This is a genomic window from Alistipes sp. CAG:29 (genome assembly GCF_000435435.1).
GTDB lineage: Bacteria > Bacteroidota > Bacteroidia > Bacteroidales > Rikenellaceae > Alistipes > Alistipes onderdonkii.
The window spans coordinates 5,816-25,903 of record NZ_FR893400.1 but is presented as its reverse complement, the minus strand read 5'-3'; the positions used below and the strand labels follow the sequence as shown (position 1 = coordinate 25,903).

General features: G+C 58.0%; 18 protein-coding genes. 15 read left to right on the top strand and 3 right to left on the bottom strand.

The window, feature by feature from the left end; all coding sequences use genetic code 11:
• Positions 1-1,370: 1,370 nt before the first annotated feature.
• Both mobV and QVP03_RS01245 read right to left on the bottom strand, forming a co-directional pair.
• Positions 1,371-2,810, bottom strand: coding sequence for a MobV family relaxase (mobV, locus tag QVP03_RS01250; protein ID WP_009599016.1), 1,440 nt, complete (start codon positions 2,808-2,810; stop codon positions 1,371-1,373).
• A gap of 379 nt (positions 2,811-3,189) precedes the next feature.
• A complete protein-coding gene (locus QVP03_RS01245; protein ID WP_022331865.1) occupies positions 3,190-4,413 on the bottom strand; it encodes a site-specific integrase in 1,224 nt (407 codons plus the stop codon).
• A gap of 475 nt (positions 4,414-4,888) precedes the next feature.
• Between QVP03_RS01245 and QVP03_RS01240 the strand changes: the two genes are divergently transcribed.
• From QVP03_RS01240 to QVP03_RS01225, 4 genes are all read left to right on the top strand, one after another.
• A complete protein-coding gene (locus QVP03_RS01240; protein ID WP_022331864.1) occupies positions 4,889-5,752 on the top strand; it encodes a hypothetical protein in 864 nt (287 codons plus the stop codon).
• Positions 5,753-5,846: 94 nt separating this feature from the next.
• Positions 5,847-7,115 (top strand): DUF6175 family protein, encoded by a 1,269-nt coding sequence (locus QVP03_RS01235; RefSeq protein WP_022331863.1) that lies wholly within the window; start codon positions 5,847-5,849, stop codon positions 7,113-7,115.
• A 10-nt stretch (positions 7,116-7,125) separates the two neighbouring features.
• Entirely contained in the window at positions 7,126-8,076 is a 951-nt protein-coding gene (locus tag QVP03_RS01230; protein WP_022331862.1) for a hypothetical protein, read from the top strand.
• A 32-nt stretch (positions 8,077-8,108) separates the two neighbouring features.
• A complete protein-coding gene (locus QVP03_RS01225) occupies positions 8,109-10,247 on the top strand; it encodes a hypothetical protein (RefSeq protein WP_288210586.1) in 2,139 nt (712 codons plus the stop codon).
• Positions 10,248-10,433: 186 nt separating this feature from the next.
• Here QVP03_RS01225 and QVP03_RS01220 read toward each other — a convergent pair whose 3' ends face one another.
• On the bottom strand, positions 10,434-11,810 hold the full coding sequence (locus tag QVP03_RS01220) for a tryptophanase (protein WP_018694679.1): 1,377 nt from the start codon (positions 11,808-11,810) through the stop codon (positions 10,434-10,436).
• A 127-nt stretch (positions 11,811-11,937) separates the two neighbouring features.
• Between QVP03_RS01220 and rd the strand changes: the two genes are divergently transcribed.
• The 11 genes from rd to QVP03_RS01165 all read left to right on the top strand — a co-directional run.
• On the top strand, positions 11,938-12,105 hold the full coding sequence (rd, locus tag QVP03_RS01215) for a rubredoxin (RefSeq protein ID WP_022331860.1): 168 nt from the start codon (positions 11,938-11,940) through the stop codon (positions 12,103-12,105).
• Positions 12,106-12,162: 57 nt separating this feature from the next.
• Positions 12,163-12,771 (top strand): superoxide dismutase, encoded by a 609-nt coding sequence (locus QVP03_RS01210; RefSeq protein ID WP_167496245.1) that lies wholly within the window; start codon positions 12,163-12,165, stop codon positions 12,769-12,771.
• A 281-nt stretch (positions 12,772-13,052) separates the two neighbouring features.
• On the top strand, positions 13,053-13,415 hold the full coding sequence (locus QVP03_RS01205; RefSeq protein WP_018694682.1) for a hypothetical protein: 363 nt from the start codon (positions 13,053-13,055) through the stop codon (positions 13,413-13,415).
• A 108-nt stretch (positions 13,416-13,523) separates the two neighbouring features.
• Positions 13,524-13,874 (top strand): NADH-quinone oxidoreductase subunit A, encoded by a 351-nt coding sequence (locus tag QVP03_RS01200; protein WP_018694683.1) that lies wholly within the window; start codon positions 13,524-13,526, stop codon positions 13,872-13,874.
• On the top strand, positions 13,865-14,518 hold the full coding sequence (locus QVP03_RS01195; RefSeq protein ID WP_026318159.1) for an NADH-quinone oxidoreductase subunit B: 654 nt from the start codon (positions 13,865-13,867) through the stop codon (positions 14,516-14,518). The genes QVP03_RS01200 and QVP03_RS01195 overlap by 10 nt, the downstream gene beginning before the upstream one ends.
• Before the next feature lie 62 nt (positions 14,519-14,580).
• Complete coding sequence (locus QVP03_RS01190) at positions 14,581-16,128, top strand: NADH-quinone oxidoreductase subunit C (protein WP_055202947.1); 1,548 nt, start codon at positions 14,581-14,583, stop codon at positions 16,126-16,128.
• A 75-nt stretch (positions 16,129-16,203) separates the two neighbouring features.
• Positions 16,204-17,280, top strand: a complete 1,077-nt coding sequence (gene nuoH, locus QVP03_RS01185) for an NADH-quinone oxidoreductase subunit NuoH (protein ID WP_022331857.1) — start codon at positions 16,204-16,206, stop codon at positions 17,278-17,280.
• A gap of 2 nt (positions 17,281-17,282) precedes the next feature.
• The gene (locus QVP03_RS01180; protein ID WP_022331856.1) at positions 17,283-17,723 is read left to right on the top strand and encodes a NuoI/complex I 23 kDa subunit family protein; all 441 of its coding nucleotides are present in this window, start codon (positions 17,283-17,285) and stop codon (positions 17,721-17,723) included.
• Between the two features lie 3 nt (positions 17,724-17,726).
• Positions 17,727-18,236 carry an NADH-quinone oxidoreductase subunit J family protein gene (locus QVP03_RS01175; protein WP_018694688.1) on the top strand — a complete coding sequence of 170 codons (510 nt, stop codon included), beginning with the start codon at positions 17,727-17,729 and terminating at the stop codon, positions 18,234-18,236.
• A gap of 13 nt (positions 18,237-18,249) precedes the next feature.
• Entirely contained in the window at positions 18,250-18,558 is a 309-nt protein-coding gene (gene nuoK / locus QVP03_RS01170; RefSeq protein ID WP_022331855.1) for an NADH-quinone oxidoreductase subunit NuoK, read from the top strand.
• Positions 18,559-18,580: 22 nt separating this feature from the next.
• The coding region (locus QVP03_RS01165) for an NADH-quinone oxidoreductase subunit 5 family protein (RefSeq protein WP_288210585.1) at positions 18,581-20,088 on the top strand (1,508 nt) is incomplete at its 3' end.

Below are 20,088 nucleotides of genomic sequence, written 5' to 3'. Positions count from 1 at the left end.
ATTGTGAGAATACAAAATATATCGTAAAAAAACAGGTGCGGAAACAGTAAAGTCAGTAGTGGGAAAATATGAAGCTAAGATTCGAGTATCCCGCACCCGTTATCGTAAAATTGAAGTATCGAAAAAGAGGGGCGGTAACGGACTGGTACGCCTCACACCACGATAAACGAAAAAGAGCATCCTTCGGCTTATCGTTTCCGTCCGCCCCTCGGCTTCCGAAACGCGAGCCTATGGAGGCAGGAGATTTCGGAAGCATTGTTACAGAAGAAGCAGGAACCGCAACGGACTTACTTGACATGATAGCTACATCACTTCCCTTGTCACTCTCTTTTTTAGCGGTTCCTGCATGATGAAAAACGGGTGCGGGACTGTCGATGAAAAAAATAGTGACGCAACTTCGACATGAAGAATTCCAATGTCCCGCACCCAGTTCGGAGAACGGCCCGCCGTTACCAGATTTAGGTGCCTTTAAAGCGGGATTATTATCGACGGCGAGCGTTCTCGTTACAGCGAATGACGGCGCCCCACCCCGCACCGACCGAGGGTCGGCGGAACGTGATTCTTTCCGATTGGGAGTATATGGCCGTAACATCGTATTATTAAGGGTTCGTTATTAAAATCCTCGTTCCGGCCTAAACACATAAAAAAGCACGGAACGCAGGTACAGCCCCAACGGTCGGCCTTGCGAGCCTTGGATTGGTAACTGCCCTTACGCCCGTGCCCGCCCACGGCACAAAGCCGCAGGCATGACAAGGGTTTCAGACAAATTTTACACCAATCCTAAAACCTATTATATCGCTATAATAGTCGCAAGTTTACCGCTGGTATAAAGGTTGTCCTAACCTTATGAATATGTTACGGCTATGGCGCCGTTTTCATCCGCAAAGGTAACATATCTTTTTCAATTTTAGTTATGCGACCCGACTGATGCCATAAAAGAATGACGAAACGTGAACCCGGCTCTGAAGAACCCCGCTGTCCTTTACAAGAAAGGTATGCGGCTTGCGTTACTTACGCTGCGTAGGTCGTAGGAAACCCGTCTGACTTCGTAACACAAGAGGCCCACGCCCGTCAGGTGTAGTTGCCTTAAATGTACTGCCCCGTCAAGGCGTGGTACGACCCGACAAGGACTCTCTTGTTGCCGCAGACTGTAAATTTCCTACATTTACGCAAACAGCAACGCGATTCACGCCTTTACAGCGGATCGCTTGTCCCAAAGGTAGCACAAAAAATTCGAATCCGCAATATGTTGCGGGCACTTTTTGTGCCGTAGGGTTTATGCCGCCCGAATAGCCCATGTTCTGGCTTTAACGGAATACGCCGTCCTAAAACAACAACGGGACGGCCTTTTGGTTCCGTCCCGCTCGTGGTTACATCTTCATCCCGCGCCTTTGCTCCGTTTGTTCGATGTCAATTCCTATCCGCTCGTAAAACTCCTTTCGTTGCTGTCTGAACCACTCGTCGCAGTCCTTTCCGTTTATGGTGAACTGGAACCCGCTCGGCCCGTCCTTGTCGGGTTTGAATTGGAGAATGACATCGTTCGCCCGAAACGTATGATTATACCTTATCGAATGCAGCTCGCCCGTATATCTGTAAGGTTGCATCGTAAACAACGCTTTGGTCCGCTCCTTGTCCAACCCGACATCCTTGCAGTAATTTTCCCATTTCAACAGCCCCTTTACATAGGGACACAACTCATCGACACGCATCAAGGCTTTTATGACTTGTTGTGCTTCCTGTTTAAGGTTGGCCACCTCTTTATCGTGTCCGGCCTGCATGGTCTTGATCTCTTGTTGCAGTTGCCCGATGCACTTATCCTTGTCGGCAATTACCCCTTGCAAATCTGCAATCTGTTTTTCATACCTCGCGGGCTTGGGGTCGTGGAATAACGCTCCGATCCTTTCTACGGCTTTCGTCGTGGCATCCACGGCCACGCCTTTGAGTTTGTCGGTCTTGATCTCCCGCCGCGTCTGTGCCAACTCCGTTTCGGCTTTCTCCAATTCTTCTTTCTTCTTCCTCCGCTGTTCGTCGATAATGTTGCAGTCTGTCTGCGCGGCTCGTTGCTGTGCTTGGAGTGCGGCAATATCTACCGTGAGCGTCTTTTGCTGTTCTTTCAGATTCTCGATCTGTTCGGCCATTTCATTTTTCCGGACGAACACCTCGCGGTAATACTGCTGCGTGGAAATATGTTTTGCTTCCGATCCCTCGACGCCGCGTTGCAGTCCGTATTTGGCCATCGCTTCGGCATAGGTGGTCTGGTAGGCTTTGAGTTTGTCCCGTGCCATCACATCGTCGGCACATAGACGCGGGCGGTCTTTCTTAGTGCGATAGGTTCTCTTTCCGCTTTGGGCGTTCTTCTCCCGCTCCAGCTTGGCCTTTCTGCGTTCGCCCCGTGTGATCGGCACGACGGTCGCGTGTATATGTGGTGTTTTCTCGTCCAGATGCAGGACTGCCGACACAACGTTTTCCTTTCCGAAGGTCTTTTGCAGCCAGCCGCAGGAATCCTTGGCCCAAGCATCCAACTGTCCGGCCTGCCGGATACGCTTCATATCTTCGGGGCTTCCGGAGAGCATGACGCGCAACGCCCTCACTTGGTTCTTTCCGATCTTGCGTTCCAGTCCTGCATTGTCCAGCCGGTGCTGGATCGCTTCGGTACGGTTGGTAACTCCTTTGGGGAACTCTACTAATTCTTCGTTCAGGTAGGTAAGTGTCGTTATGACGTTGGCGGGTGTTATTCTCCGCTCGACGTGTCCCGACATGGCGGCGTCCGTTCCGGCTGCCTTCTCGATATGCAATACGACATAGCCCATAGCGGTATAGTTTCAGGTGGTTTGGATAATCTGTTCTCGGCGGCATCGGAGCGAAGCGGATAAGGATTCGGAGTTGTCCCGGCCGTCCGGCTTGCGGAGTTGCCGCCGCAAGGGGTGTCCAGAGGGGCGCCGCCCCTTTGGCCTAATGGGGCATTTTCAGCGTTGCGGAGCAATGCGGAAAGAAAATGCCCTAATAGGCTATGCCTTTTGTAAAAAGGCGCGGGCGCGAAGCGGCCGATGGGTGGGCGACGGTGCCGCCGTCATGTCCGTCAGCAGGGGAAGCCGATGAAAGCGAACCGACGGCCCGGAAGCCCGTGCCCCTGTGCGCCCGGAGGGATCCTCCGTAAATCCCGAAGGGCGCACAAGGGCGGAAGGGCTGTTACTCCGCCAGACGGTATTTGTCGCCGAGGCGTTCGGTGAGCGCCGACATGTCGCGGCTTATCTTTTCATTGGTGATCTTCGCGTAGATTTGGGTGGTCTTGATGTTCGTATGCCCCAACAGGCAGCTGACGGTTTCGATAGGCATACCCTGCGAGAGCGTGATGGTTGTGGCGAAGGTATGCCGCGCCATGTGGAAGGTCAGTTTGTTTTTAATGCCGCATTGCTTGCCGATCTCGCGCAGGATGTCGTTGCAATGGCAGTTGCACGGCATATAAAAGACATGGTTGTCGAGCCGCTGATCCGCGTATTTCTCGATGATGCGTTTGGGAATATCCAGCAGGCGGATACGGCTTTCGGTATTGGTTTTCTTACGTCGCGTGATGATCCACAGGTTACCGTCGAACATAGTTTGAAGGTTGTCCGTGGTCAGCCCTTTCACGTCGGCATAAGCCAGCCCCGTGAAGATGGAGAAGACGAACAGATCGCGGATGCGGGCATGCGCCTTGTTGGCCGTTTTATAGTTCATCACGGCCTTGATCTCCTCTTGCGAGAGATAACCCCTGTCCACGCTTTCGGGAGAGTTGATATAGCCCGAAAACGGGTTGAACGGCAGGCGCCCGTCGTTGCGGGCAATGGCGACGATATGTTTCAAGACGATCATGTAGCCCCACACGGTATTTGTGCGGCATTTCTTCTCCGTGCGCAGGAAATACTCGAAATCGTTGATAAAGGTAAGGTTCAGTTCTTTCAGCGGGATGTCCTCCCGGTGGTAGGTATGGGCGAGGAACTCCCGCACGCGCTTACACACGCAGCAGTACTTTTTCCATGTGGCGACCTCACGGTTGAAACCCACCTTTTTCCGGTATTCGACATTGTGCTGTTCGAAGAGTTTCAACGGCGTTTCCTGCTTTACTCCGATACCGAGGTAGGCATCCCGCAGTTTGGCGGCCGTGACATAGCCGTCCGACTGCATCAACTCCTGATAGCGGCGGTTCACCTCGACGCGGATTTTATCGACGGCAAGATTGATTTGCATGGCCTCGACGCTCTTGCCCGTCGCCCGGCCGTTCTTGACATCCCATAAACGCGGAGGAACGTCCATTTTGCAACTGAATTGTTTGACCTCGCCATCTACTGTAAGACGGCACATCAAAGGCAGATCGCCGTTGGGGCGGGCGCTGCCTTTCTTCACGTAAAATAAGACCCGAAACGTGCTTCGCATAATAAACCCGATTTTTGGTTACAAAGTTAATACCTGTCGGGCCGTTTGTCAAGATGTAAAATTGTGCAAAACACAGAAAAAGAATGTGTTACGCTTCAATAGCGAAGTAAATTCCGCGTAATGATCTGGTAACGATTCTTTGTCGGCGATAGGCTGTAAAACCGTATCGAACCAATTTCCGCATAACGCAAATTAACGCGCTATTAATTACAAGCCAACACTTTACACCTCTCGTTGCGCTATCCTGCTAATCCGCTGAAAGTTTATTTTATTCTCGAGGTTTTGCAAGAACCTTCCCACTCTGAAATATAGCTACAGCACCACGCTTTCCTTTTTTTTTAATTTTACATTTATTGCTTAGTTCCCAGGTGCGGGGGACTGCAGGAGCTATGTCCCATCATAAAGCATGCGATTCCTAACCCTTTTAATCTCAGCTATATTTATGAAAAACTGTTTCAAAACCGTTTTGGCCGCTGTGGCCGTGCTTGTTTGGCTGGGCGCCTCTGCCCAGGACGATCCTTCGAAGGAGACTGTCATCATCAATCCTTTTACGCACACCTCCGCTGTCAGCCAGGCAGCCTGTGACAACATCCGGGCGGCCGTCCTGTCGGGTTTTGCCGACCGCGGCCGTTTCCACATCGTCGACGCACTGACCGACGGTACGCTGTCGAAACTCTATGCCGACCGCAACGTCGAGGACGTGGTGAACGATGCCAACTGGAAGAGCGAAAGCGAAGCCGCCTACAAGGCGTTGGGTGCCAGGAAGGTCGTCATCGGACAGGCCAACAACGTTTCGTTCTCGCAGTTCAAGTCGGATATCGACGGCAAGATGTACAACAAGGCCGAGGTGACCTATTCGCTGAAGGTATATAACATTGCCGACGGCGCCATGATCGGTTCGGAAGACCTTTCGGTTTCGGGTATCGACGCCGATTCGAAGGACGGCGCGTTCAACGACGCGATGAAAGACCTCCGCAAGGGCATGGTCGGGTTCGTGGACAAGCATTTCAAGTTCGAGACCTATATCCTCGAGCTGGGCGAGGCCGACAAGAAAGGCCGTGTCAAGGAGCTTTATATCTCGGGCGGTACGGAGATGGGCGTTGCCAAAAAGACCCGTTTCAAGGTGTTCCTGGAGCGTAAGATCGGCCCGAAGGTAACCAAGTCGGAGATCGGCACCATCGTGGCTGTCGAGGTGATGGACGGCGTTACCAAATGCCAGGTCGCTTCGGGCGAGGATGCCATCAAGGAGAAATTCAACAACGGCGACAAGCTGGTCGTCATCCTCGACAAGCAGGGGACGGCGGCGGGCGGTTTCTTCAAAGGGCTCGTCGGTGCATAAATTTACCGCATATAATTCTTCTGGAAACGATCTCCGGGGTGTCGCTGACGGTACCCCGGGGATTTTATCCGTTCAAACTTAAAATATTTATCAGATGTTTAGGAAGTCCGTATTGTCAGTCATCGTTGTTCTCTTGTCGGCGCTTTTTCCCGCCTCCGCACAGAATTATACGACCGATGCCATCCTGAAACGCACGACCGGAAAGATCGCTACGCTGGAATGTTCGGGGATCGCCCGTACGAAGAAGGAGGCGATCGAGATGGCTAAGAAATCGGTGATCTACACTTATTTATATAACGGTATAGACGGCCTGAACGACAACAAACCCCTGTTGGGCAGCAAACCCTCGGCCGGGGCGGCCCAGTATGTCGGACAGTTGCTCGGGACGACCCGTTATGCCAACTACATCCGCAGCTGCACCATCGCCGACAAGACCAACAAGACCGCCGCCAAGGACATCCAGGTCTTTGCGACGATCGACCTCTACACCGAATCGCTCGAGCGCGACCTGGTCAACAACGGTATCATCGGGCGCAATGCCGCCGATATAGCGCTCTCCGAAACCCAGGAGATGATCGCCATGCCGACGGTGATGGTCGTGCCCTTCCGCAAGAGCGGCCAGTCCTACGAAGAGGCCATCCGCGACAATTCGGATATGCGCATGGCCATTTCGAAGGTCAACGAAGGTTTCATCAAGCAGGGCGTGGAGACCAAAGACCTGCTCACGTCGCTCAATAACGCCAATACCTATCAGGTGCGCATGGGCGACGGCATGTCGCTCGACGACGCGATCCTCATCAACTCGGGTGCCGACGTCTCGGTGAGCGTCGATATCAACCAGGATGTGAACGACGGCGGGGTGCGCGTGTCGCTGACCCTGCAGGCGATCGAGATCGCCACGGGCAATACGCTGGCCACCAAATCCGAAATTTCGGGGCGCAAACGCACGACGGCCGACGTGCTGTGCGGCGTGATGGCGCAGGCGATGGTCGGCGACTTCATGAAGCAGATATCCACACGCATGGCGACCAAGATTTCGACCGGGCAGAGCGTGGCCGTGCGCTTTACGATCGACCCCGGATCGGCCATCAACATGGATACCGAGATCAACAACATCATGCCGTTGTCGGACATCCTCGTTTCGTGGGTGAAGCGCCATGCCAAGAACGGCAAGTACCATACGCAGGGCCGCACGAGCACGCTGCTGGCCTTCAGCGATATTTTTGTGGACAACTCCATGGAGGACGGTATGCAGTCGGACGTCAATGATTTCGCGCTGGCGCTCTACCAGTACCTCAAGGGGCTGAACCTCTCCGTGTCGCGTACGATCACGGGTAATTCCATCGACGTAATCATCTACTAAACAACAGACCATGAATCTGCTTCGTAAACTATCGTTCTCCCTGGTGTTCGTGCTGGCCGCGCTGTCGCTCCGGGCCCAGGCCGTAATCGACCTCTCGGCCTATATCGACGACGAGACGGCCGCGCAGCTCGGTGACAACAACGCCGCGGCCCTCAAAAACAAGATCAGCAAGATCATCACCCGCAACGGCATGGCCGATGCCGCGGGGCTTTTCGTCGTCACGCCGACGCTTACGATCACCGACGACGGGGCGGTCGATACGGGGATGACCACGCTGCACGTGCTGCGTGCCGACCTGACCCTGTCGGTCAAAAATCTCTTCGAAGATACGGTTTTTGGCAGCCAGACCATATCGCTCCAGGCCAATGGCAAAAGCATGGAAGCCTGTATGCGGTCGCTGATCAATAAGGTGAACGTCAACGACGCGCGTTTCGCCAAGCTGATCGGTGACGTGCAGCAGGGCATCGCCGACTATTATACGCGCCAGATGCCGAAGATACTCGCCAAGGTCAACTCACTCGTCGCCCGTGAGGAGTACGAGGATGCGATGGCGGCGCTGGCCGTGATTCCCGAGAGTGTCGACGAATACGAGGCGGTCGAGGAGCTCAAGGTGCAGGTCTACGACAAACTGCTCGCCGGCGAGGTGACCCGTGCCGTTGCTCAGGCCGATATTCTGGTGCGCCAGGGCGATATCGACGGGGCGCTGGAGTTGTGCCGTGCGTGCAACCCCGTGAGCCCGAACTACGGTGAGGTGATCCGGTTCCTCAACCGCCTCGATGCGCAGGCTGCGGCGGCCGAAGCCGCGGCGATGGAGCAGGAGTTGCGGAAAATGGATGCCGAGGCAATGCGCGCGCGGACGCAGCAGGAGGCTGCCGTCGAGGCGCAGAGCCTCAAGGCCGAGCGTGCCGAGTCCTCTGCCAAGAAGGGCAAGTCGCTGGGCGAATGGCTCTTCGGACTCTGACCGAACGATTGTCTGACTAATCTGGAAATACGATGAAAACCTGTCCTGTCTGCGGAAATAGAATGGAGGATTCGCAGCACCTATGCCCGGATTGCGGCGCCAACTACGTCGAGGCCGTCGTCGACGATATTGCCTCCGGTGCGGGGGCGGATTCCCGGCTGATGCTCGCGAGCCTCGAAGAGGGGCTTGCCGGGCTGGATGCCGTGCCGCTGCCCGCCCTGGGCGATACGGCCCGTAAGATGCTCCCTGCGCTGTGCGCTGCGGCGCTGGTATTTTGCCTGCTCGCCGGGGTCGCTACGGGCGCCAATATCTTCTACCTGCTGGCCGCCGTCGCGCTGGTGCCGCTGGCCGTGTCGCTGCTTGCCCGTATGCAGGGGAAACTGCGGTTGAGTGCCGGCGAAGTGGTCGTAAGGGCCGCCGCGCGGGTCTTTGCCGAGGATGCCGCTTCCGTGCGGGAGCGGTTTGCCGGAGATGCCGAGGTGCTGGCCCGGCTCGATGCCATGCAGCTGCGGCTGGATGACGCCCTTGCACGGCAGGCGTCGGCGCATGCGCAAAACCGCCGCAAGGTGACGGTCATTGCAGCCGTCGTGCTGATTTGCTGCTCTGCGGGTGCAGGGGCGTTGGCCGTGCGAAACCATGCGGCCCGCAAGGCCCAGGCCGCCTATGCGGCGCAGCCCGAGTGGGTCAGGTTGCGCGACAGCTACGCCGACGCGGCCGGGGACGACGAATATGCGGGCAAAGACCTGCGGATCGCCGTCGTGCGTGCCATGCTCGCCGACGGGCAGGGCGCTGCGGCCGAGGAGCCGGAAGCCGCGCCGCTCGTCGGCGATAAGAACCTGATCAATGAAAGTACGATCATCGGCAAGCAGGAGAAATACGAGGCGTCGAATATCACGATCCACAACAACATCACCGAGGATCATTCGCACACGACGATCGTGTGTGCGGTTTCCGGCAAGCGTATCTACTTAGATCACAGTGTCGTGTGCCCGAAGTGCGGCAAGCAGGTGGCGTTGGAATATTATGTCGAGGCGTCGAAGCGCTGCGAGAACTGCGAGCAGCAGGCGCGCGAGGAGTACCGTGCGTTCGTCGTGCGGACGACGGGGGCCGGGCCGCTCGATGCGGCGTGCAAGCAGCAGTTGGATGCCGAGGCGCAGCGGTTGCGGATAGACGCCGCGACGCAGGCTTCGATCCTCAGGGCGCGGCAGCAAAAGCCCGCCGGGAAATCTGCCGAGCTCACTTCCGTGCAGCGTGCCGAACTGGAGGCGGCCGTGTCGCGCCTGATCACGGCGACGGAGCCCGAACCGGCGCAGAAAAGCCTCGAAGCTCTCACCGTGCTGCACGAAAATTCGTCGAACTACGAGGCCGGCTACTGGTATTTCCTCGCGCGGGCGGTCGTCTGCCCGGAAGAGTCGGTGAAGGCTTACGAAGAGGAGCTCACCGACGATTACTGGCAGCGGTTCTGGGGGTTCCTGAGCTACTGCAACACCGGGTCGCCCAAAGGCGGGGCTGCGGTCGACCGCCTGAGGTCGGTGTTCGGCCAGCGCGAGGACGACATCCGGCTGGCCGAGGCGGTCTATTACCTTGCACGGGGATTCGATGCGTTCGAGACCTCGATGCTGGAGCGCGCCGGGGAGCTTGCTTCGTCGGTGCGGCGGGAGTACCTTTCCAAGCCGTTGATATCCGTCTACGATACCTTGCAGCGGCTTGTCCGTGAAAATATCCGGCTGGAGGAGAAATACACCCCGATGGAGACTTTTGTCTTGGTGGATGTTTTCCGTGCCGGGAAGTATATCGAATACCTTTGTGTCGAGCAGGCGCGCAAGGAGCAGGAAGCCCGTGAGGCCGAGGCGAGGCGCGAACAGGAGGCACGCGAGGCCGAGGCGAAGCTGGAGCGCGAACGCCAGACCGCCGAGCAGGCCCTCCGCCGGAAGCAGGCCGAGATGTCGGCCGACCGCTCCAAACGCATGGAGCAGGAGATGGCGCGCCTGGGCGGTGCGAAACCCGCGGCGACGCAACAGGCGGATTCGAAAGCCTTTGCGGGCTACGAGACGGTCGTGCCGGGGACGAAGAAGCGGAACTGGGGAAAGACGATCCTGATCGTGGTGGTATGCCTGATCGCACTGATCGGGCTGCTGTTCCTGATCCCGGCTCCCGAATCGCTGCAATAAGAGGCAGGGGTGCGGCTGCGGGCCCGTCGGGGGTTTCTGTTCCCGATCGATGGACTCGGGTTGCGGACTTCGGGGGCGGGCCGTTGCGGCCGACGAAAATAAACCGGGCAGGGTTTTTCCCTGCCCGGTTCGTTATATTCTATTCCGCGGATGCTGTCCGGTGGAGCGGCGGACGCATCTTCGGGTTCAGATTTTGTCCAGTTCGACGGTGAAATGCCGCAGGATCGGGGCTTCGAAGGTGATGCGGTAGCCGGTGGTGATCTCTGCGCGGCGCTCGTAGATGTTGCGGCAGGCCGCGGCGATCACGCGGATGTGGTTGTCCGAGTAGACCCGCCGCGGGATCGCCAGGCGCAGCAGTTCCAGCCGCGGGTAGCGGTTCTCGTGCGTATCGGGGTCGCGGTCGGCGAGGATCGAGCCGATCTCCACGCCGCGGATACCCGCCTCCAAATAGAGCTCCACGGCGAGCGTCTGGGCGATAAACTGTTCCTTCGGCAGGTTGGGGAGCACTTTTTTCGCATCGACGAAGATGGCGTGTCCGCCGGCCGGCCGCTGGTAGGGTACGCCGTATTCGTCGAGCAGGTCGCCCAGCAGTTTCACCTGGCGGATGCGGGCGTCGAGTTGTTCGTATTCGGTATTTTCGTCCAGCCCCACGGCCAGCGCATCCATGTCGCGGCCCGACATGCCGCCGTAGGTCACGTAGCCCTCGAACATGATGCTGAAGGTCATGGCCTGCCTGTAGAGCTCTTCGCTGCGCATGGCCACGAACCCGCCCATGTTCACCACGCCGTCCTTCTTGGCCGAGATGGTCATGATGTCGGCATAGGTGTAAATTTCGCGGACGATCTCCTTGATGGTCTTGTCGGCATAGCCCTCCTCGCGGGTCTTGATGAAATAGGCGTTCTCGGCGAAGCGGGCCGAGTCGAGCAGCAGGGGTACGCCATAGCGGCGGCAGACTTCGGCCGTTTCGCGGATGTTGCGCATCGACACGGGCTGGCCGCCGGCCGTGTTGTTGGTGATGGTCAGCACGACGCACGGGACTTTCTCGCGCGGGTTCTCGCGCAGGAGCTTTTCGAGCTTGGCGATGTCCATCTCACCCTTGAACGGCAACTCTTTTTGGGTGTCGGCCGCATCGTCGATCGTGCAGTCCACGGCGTGGCAGCGGCGGAATTCGATGTGCCCTTTGGTGGTGTCGAAATGGGAGTTGCCCGGGACGATGTCGCCCGCCTTGAGCAGTGCCGAAAAGATCACGTTCTCCGCAGCACGCCCCTGGTGCGTGGGCAGGAAATAGGGCATCCCGAAGATGCTTTCGATCGTCTCCTTGAGCCGGAAATAGGACGAGGCTCCGGCATAGCTTTCGTCGCCGGTCATCATGGCCGCCCACTGGCGGTCGCTCATCGAGCCTGTGCCCGAGTCGGTCAGCAGGTCGATCGTGACCTGGTCGCTGCGCAGCTTGAAAAGGTTGTAGCGGGCTTCGCGGATCCATGCTTCGCGCTCCGCACGGGTGGAGGTGCGGATGGCCTCGGTCATCTTGATCTTGTAAGGTTCTGCATACGGAAGTGTCATAGAAAAGAGCGTTTTAGGTTATAAATTGTTGTTCTTTCCCTCAAAATTATAAAAATATTTTGAGATATTTGATATCGGTATTATATTTGTGTTGGCCGGTGTGGATTTTCTTAAACTTTTTTACCGCATGGAAAAGTATCGTTGCACCGTCTGTGAATACATTTACGACCCGGAGTCGGGTGACCCGGAGAACGGCATCGACCCCGGTACGGCTTTCGAAGACCTGCCCGACGATTGGGTATGCCCGGTCTGTAACGAGGGCAAATGGGCATTCGAACCGCTCGAAGCAAACTAAAACGGGATGGCTATGATTAAGTTCAACCTCATTGTTTCACTTTTAATTTTACCTATTATGGCAACAGACATTGCAGCACAGGCACGGTTTACTCCCAAGGAGCTGCCTTATGCTTACGACGCTCTCGCACCGCAGGTCTCCGAAGAGACGCTGCGCTTCCACCACGACAAACATTACGTGGGGTATGTGAATAAACTCAACGAGCTGATTCTCGATACGCCTTACGCCCGGCAGCCGCTGGAGGACATCGTCGTTTCGGCCGACGGCGCGATTTTCAACAACGCTGCGCAGATGTGGAACCACGAGTTCTTCTTCGACCAGCTGTCGCCCGATGGCGAGGCGCGTCCGACAGGGGCGTTGCTGAAGGCTATCGACGCGGATTTCGGTTCGTTCGAGCAGTTCAAGGCCCAGATGGAGAAGGCTGCCGTCGGCCTTTTCGGTTCGGGATGGGCCTGGCTCGCCGAGGACAAATCGGGCAAGCTGGCCATCGTCACGGAGCAGAACGCCGGCAACCCGATGTGCCACGGCATGAAGCCGCTGATGTGCTTCGACGTATGGGAGCATGCCTACTACATCGACTACCGCAACCGTCGCGCCGACGCCGTCGCCGCCCTCTGGGATCGCATCGACTGGAAGGTCGTCGCAGACCGTTACGAAAAGAAATAAGGGTTTGTTTCTGTTGGAAATGCCGCCTCCGGTTTTCGGGGCGGCATTTTCTTTTGTGCTGCAGGCAAACCTTTCGGGCACGGCCTTTCGCAGTTGCCGGGGCGGAATATACCGGGCGGGGCTCGTTGCTATCCGCCGGGCCTGTTTCCGGAGTATTACCTGAATCCGGCTATGGGTGTTTTTGTACTCAAAATTCATCATTATGTACGTTTTTTCGTCCATGGATTCCGTTTTCTGCGCGAAAGAGTGTATCTTCGCAGCACGAAAATAGTAAGGTCGAAATGCTGGAGAGGATTCAATATGCTTTGTTCATCTTGCTTTTTGTCTTGGCAGGAAGCCTGGATGGCGCTCAGGTTCAATCCGGTAGGGTAGTTTCGCAGCCCGACCGAATTTGCCAGTCCACTCTCCGGACGCCGGTTCCGGCACACAATTGTTTCACGGCGGCAGTCTTCACCTGCGACGCTCCGATCGAAAATCCCGTCCAACCGTCCGCCCAGAAGGCGATCGTCCGTCTGCGCCATGATGCCCGGGCCATGGCGTCGGCCCGCGGGCTGTCCTGCCGTCCGGCTTATTCGGACTGCTTCGACCTGCATCCCAAGCCGGTCGATTATTATGTCTTTTCGCTGGGGCGTATCCTGATTTAGCCGCTGTTCCCGTTCCCGTTTTGCCGCATGTTCCCGGATGAGGATTTTTTCTCCCGGAGATGCGTTCGTGTTTTCGTGTTCCGAGTAAATTCGTAAAAACGATAGGTTATGTATTTTACGCTATTGGTGGTCGTCATCCTGACGGCTATTGCGCTGGTCGCAGTCGCGCTGGGTATCGCCCGCGCCATATCGCCGCGCTCGTACAACCCGCAGAAAGGCGAGGCGTACGAGTGCGGTATCCCGACGCGCGGACGGTCGTGGATGCAGTTCAAGGTGGGGTACTACCTGTTCGCGATCCTGTTCCTGATGTTCGACGTGGAGACCGTCTTTCTCTTTTCGTGGGCGGTGGTCGTCCAGGATCTGGGGATTTACGGGCTGGTGAGCATCCTCTTCTTTTTGGTCGTACTGGTTTTGGGCCTTGCATACGCATGGCGGAAAGGAGCTTTGGAATGGAAATAAGGAAGCCTGAGATAAAGGCAATGAAATACGAGGATTTCAATGACAACGAATACCTCGAAAAGATGGCGGCCGAGCTGCGCCGCGAGGGTACGAACGTGATCGTAGGGTGCCTCGACGAATTGATCGAGTGGGGGCGCAGCAACAGCCTCTGGCCGCTGACTTTCGCCACGAGCTGCTGCGGGATCGAGTTCATGGCCGTGGGGGCGGCCCGCTACGACTTTGCCCGGTTCGGGTTCGAAGTGGCCCGCGCCTCCCCGCGCCAGGCCGATTTCATCATGGTGGCCGGGACGATCACCCACAAGATGGCCCCTGTCCTGAAGCGCCTCTACGACCAGATGGCCGACCCGAAGTATGTGATCGCCGTCGGGGGATGCGCCATCAGCGGCGGCCCGTTCAAGAAGTCGTACCATGTGCTGAACGGCGTGGACAAGATACTGCCGGTCGATGTCTATATCCCCGGGTGCCCGCCGCGCCCCGAGGCGATGCTCTACGGGCTGATGCAGTTGCAGCGCAAAGTGAAATTACAGCGGTTTTTCGGCGGGGTGAACAAGCAGATCGGCAAGCAGGAGTACGAAGAGCTGCTTCGCCGGGATCTGACGGCCGAAAAAAACGATTTGAACGTGGAAGGAGGAGAAAAACAATGAATATCAGAGAGAAAATAACGGCCTGGGAACCCGGGGCCGTGTGGTCGGAGGCCGGGGACGGGATGTTCACCGTCCCGGTGGAGAAATTCCACGCCCTGGCTGCACGCCTGAGGGCCGAGGGATTCGATTTCCTGCGCAGCCTGACGGGCATGGACTGGGGCGAAGAGGGGTTCGGGGCGGTCTACCACCTCGAAGCCACCGCGACGGGCGAGAACGTCGTGTTGCGGACGCTGACCCCCAGCCGCGAGAAGTGCGGGCTGCCTTCGGTCTGCGACCTGTGGAAGGCCGCGGAACTGAACGAGCGCGAAGTCTTTGACTATTTTGGCATCGGTTTCCTGAACCACCCCGACATGCGGCGCCTGTTCCTGCGCGACGACTGGGTGGGGCACCCCCTGCGTAAGGATTATGACCCGGGGCTCAACCCGTTGCGCATGACCAACGAAGTGTCGAAGGACAGCGCCCCGAGCTTCGAACTGACGGCGGACGGCAGCTTCATCCGCCACCGCAACGTCTTGTTCGAGGAGGACGAATATGTCATCAACATCGGCCCGCAGCACCCCGCCACGCACGGCGTGCTGCGTTTCCGCGTGTCGCTCGAAGGCGAGATCATCCGCAAGCTCGACGTGCATTGCGGTTACATCCACCGCGGCATCGAGAAGATGTGCGAAAGCCTGACCTACCCCCAGACGCTGGCGCTTACCGACCGCCTCGACTACCTCGGGGCGTCGCAGAACCGCCATGCGCTCTGCATGTGTATCGAGAAGGGGTTGGGTGTGGAGGTGTCCGAGCGCGTGCAGTACATCCGCACGATCATGGACGAGTTGCAGCGTATCGACTCGCACCTGCTGTTCTTTGCCTGCCTCTGCATGGATATGGGGGCCCTGACGGCCTTTTTCTATGGGTTCCGCGACCGTGAGAAGGTGCTCGACATCCTGGAGCAGACCACCGGCGGGCGCCTGATCCAGACTTACAATACGATCGGCGGCGTGCAGGCTGACATCCATTCCGATTTCGTACGGCGCGTGAAGGAGTTTATCGCCTACATGCGCCCGACGCTGCGCGAGTACCACGAGGTGTTCACGGGGAACGTCATCGCCCGGGAACGCCTGAAAGGCACCGGCGTGCTGACCCGCGAAGACGCCATCTCGTTCGGTGCCACGGGCGGTACGGGGCGTGCTTCGGGCTGGGCGTGCGACGTGCGCAAGCGCCATCCCTACGCCATGTACGGCAAGGTGGATTTCGAGGAAGTGCTCTACGACGAGGGTGACTGTTTCGCCCGTTACATGGTGCGTATGCGCGAGATCGAACAGAGCATGGACATCATCGAACAGTTGATTGACAACATTCCGGAAGGCGAATACCAGTTGAAGATGAAGCCCGTGATCCGCATACCCGAAGGCAGTTACTACGCCGCCGTCGAGGGCAGCCGCGGGGAGTTCGGGGTGTTCATCGAGAGCCGCGGGGAGAAGTCGCCCTACCGCATGAAGTTCCGCTCGACGGGGCTCCCGCTCGTGTCGTGCCTCGAAACCATTGCGCGGGGGACGAAGATCGCCGACCTGATCGCCATCGGCGGTACGCTGGACTACGTCGTGCCCGATATAGACAGGTAGCCGGATGTCGCTTCCGGGTTTATAAGCCCCTCCCCTTGAGGCGGGAGCGGGATAAAAAAGGAAAAACTTACAGATATGTTTGATTTTAGTATAGTAACGAGCTGGGTTCACGGGCTGCTCACGTCGCTGATGCCCGTGGGGCTGGCGGTCTTCCTGGAGTGCGTGATCGTCGGTGTCTGCCTGCTGCTGATGTACGCGGTGATCGCCATCCTGATGATCTTCATGGAGCGTAAGGTCTGCGCGGCGTTCCAGTGCCGCCTGGGGCCCGTGCGCGTGGGGCCGTGGGGTACGTTGCAGGTGATCTGCGACGTGTTCAAGATGCTCACCAAGGAGATCATCACCATCCGCCGCTCGGACAGGTTCCTCTACAACCTCGCGCCCTACATCGTCATCCTGGCGTCGGTGCTGGCTTTCGCCTGCCTGCCTGTGAACAAGGGGCTCGAAGTGCTGGACTTCAACGTGGGCGTCTTCTTCCTGATGGCGGCCTCGTCGATCGGCGTGGTCGGCATCCTGCTGGCGGGGTGGAGCTCCAACAACAAGTATTCGCTCATCGGCGCCATGCGAAGCGGTGCGCAGATGATCTCGTACGAGCTGTCGATCGGGCTGTCGATCCTGACGATCGTCGTGCTGACCGATACGATGCAGTTCTCGGAGATCGTCGCCCGCCAGGCCGACGGCTGGTTCATCTTCAAGGGGCATGTCCCGGCGCTGGTCGCCTTCGTGATCTACCTGATCGCGGGCAACGCCGAGGTCAACCGCGGGCCGTTCGACCTCCCGGAGGCCGAGTCGGAGCTGACGGCAGGGTACCACACCGAGTATTCGGGCATGCACTTCGGCCTGTTCTACGTCGCCGAGTTCGTCAACCTGTTCGTCGTCTCGGGCGTTGCGGCCACCATCTTCCTCGGGGGATGGATGCCGCTGCACATCCCCGGCTGGGAGGGCTTCAATGCCGCCATGGACTACATCCCCGGCTTCGTCTGGTTCTTCGGCAAGGCGTTCTTCGTGGTGTGGCTGCTGATGTGGATCAAGTGGACTTTCCCGCGCCTGCGTATCGACCAGATACTGACGCTGGAATGGAAATACCTGGTGCCGATCGGGCTGGCAAACCTGCTGCTGATGGTCATCGTCGTCGTATTTAAACTGCATTTTTAGTCATGAGTAGCTATATCAAAGGACTTTTCCACGGGTTGGGAACCTTGCTGACGGGTATGAAGGTGACCGGGCGGGAGTTCTTCACCAAGAAGGTCACCGAGCAATACCCCGAGAACCGGGCCACGCTCAAGATGTTCGACCGTTTCTGCGGCGAGCTGACCATGCCCCACGATGCCGGGGGGAAGAACAAGTGCATCGCCTGCGGCCTCTGCCAGTCGGCATGTCCCAACGAAACCATCCGTATCACCACCGAGATGGTCACTGATCCCGAGACGGGCAAGTCGAAACGCCGCCTGGTGCTTTACCAGTACGACCTGGGGTCGTGCATGTTCTGCCATCTGTGCGTCAACGCCTGCCCGACGGGGGCCATCCGTTTCTCGACCGATTTCGAACACGCGGTATACACGCGCTCCAAGCTGGTCAAAACCCTGAACAAACAATAAGCCATGGAGATAACACTCGAATTAATCGTCTTTACGGTGTTGGCGGTCTTTACGGCCGTGAGTGCCGTGCTGGCCGTGACGACCAAGCGTATCCTGCGCGCGGCGACCTACCTGTTGTTCGTGCTGTTCGGTACGGCGGGCATCTATTTCCAGCTGAACTATTCGTTCCTGGGCGCCGTGCAGCTGCTGATCTATGCCGGCGGCATCACGGTGCTGTACGTATTCTCGATCCTGCTGACCTCGAGCCAGGGCGACAAGTCGGAGGACATAAAGGGCTACAAGCTGTTCGTGGGGCTGGCGGCGACGCTGCTGAGCCTCGGGGTATGCCTCTACGTGACGCTCCGGCACGATTTCATGCCGTCGCATTTCGTCCACGGCGAACTGGACGTGCAGACGATCGGCCACGCGCTGATGAGCAGCGGAAAATACGGCTACGTGCTGCCGTTCGAGGTCATCAGCATCCTGTTGCTGGCCTGCATCGTCGGCGGAATCCTCATCGCACGCAAACGCTAAAAAGAGTACGACTATGATACACATGGAATATTACCTCGTCCTCTCCACGATCATGATGTTCGTGGGAATCTACGGGTTCGTGACGCGCCGCAACCTGCTGGCGATGCTGATCTCCGTCGAGCTGATCCTCAATTCGGTCGACATCAATTTCGTCGTATTCAACCGCTTCCTGTTCCCCGAACAGCTGGAGGGATTCTTCTTCACGCTCTTCGCCATCGGCATCAGCGCCGCCGAAACGGCCGTCGCAATCGCCATCATCATCAACATCTACCGGAACCTGCGCAACATCGGGGTGAAGAGCCTGCGGGAGATGAAGTGGTAACGATTCTGAAAAAACGATTGTTATGGAATATACGATCCTTATCCTGCTGCTGCCGCTGCTGAGCTTCCTCTTCCTGGGGCTGGCCGGCATGAAGCTCAAGCCCGTCGTCGCGGGCGCCATAGGCACGGCGGTGCTGGCCGTAGTGGCGTTGCTGAGCTATTGTACGGCGTTCGAGTATTTTTCCGCAGGGCGCGACGCCGCGGGGATGTTCCCCACGCTCGTGCCGTGGAACACGGTATGGCTGCCGATCAGCCGGACGCTGCATATCGACCTGGGCATCCTGCTCGACCCGATTTCGGTGATGATGCTCGTGGTGATTTCGACCGTCTCGCTGATGGTGCACGTCTACTCGCTGGGCTACATGAAGGGCGAGCGGGGGTTTCAGCGTTACTATGCCTTCCTGTCGTTGTTCACGATGAGCATGATGGGGCTGGTGGTGGCTACCAACATCTTCCAGATGTACCTCTTCTGGGAATTGGTGGGCGTAAGCTCCTACCTGCTCATCGGTTTCTATTACACGAAAAAGGAGGCCGTCGCGGCCTCGAAGAAGGCGTTTATCGTGACGCGCTTCGCCGACCTGGGGTTCCTCGTCGGCATCCTCTTCTACGGGTACTATGCCGGGACGTTCTCCTTCACGCCCGACGTGCAGCTGCTGGCTGCCGCCGGTGCGATGATCCCGCTGGCGCTGGGGCTGATGTTCATCGGCGGCGCGGGCAAGAGCGCCATGTTCCCGCTGCATATCTGGCTGCCCGACGCCATGGAGGGCCCGACGCCCGTGTCGGCGCTGATCCATGCCGCGACGATGGTCGTGGCGGGCGTTTACCTCGTGGCGCGCATGTTCCCGCTCTTTGTTGGCTATGCGCCCGAGGTGCTGCACTGGACGGCCTATATCGGGGCCTTTACGGCGCTTTATGCCGCCGTCGTGGCCTGCGTGCAGAGCGACATCAAGCGTGTGCTGGCGTTCAGTACCATTTCGCAGATCGGCTTCATGATCGTGGCGCTGGGCGTCTGCACCTCGGCCGATCCCCATACGGGCGGGCTGGGGTACATGGCCTCGATGTTCCACCTCTTCACGCACGCCATGTTCAAGGCGCTGCTGTTCCTCGGCGCCGGGTGCATCATCCATGCCGTGCACTCCAACGAAATGTCGGCCATGGGCGGCCTGCGCCGGTACATGCCCGTGACGCATGCGACGTTCCTCGTGGCCTGCCTGGCCATCGCGGGCATCTGGCCCCTGAGCGGTTTCTTCTCGAAGGACGAGATCCTGACGGCGTGCTTCGCCTTCAGCCCCGTGATGGGGTGGGTGATGACCGGGATCGCCGGCCTGACGGCGTTCTACATGTTCCGCCTCTATTACAACATCTTCTGGGGACGCGAAAACCGTGAACTTCATGCGGCGCACAGGCCGCACGAGGCGCCGCTGACGATGACCCTGCCGTTGGTGTTCCTGGCCGCAGTGACCTGCGTGGCGGGGTTCATTCCTTTCGGGAAGCTGGTCAGCAGCGACGGGATGCCCTACACGCTCCATCT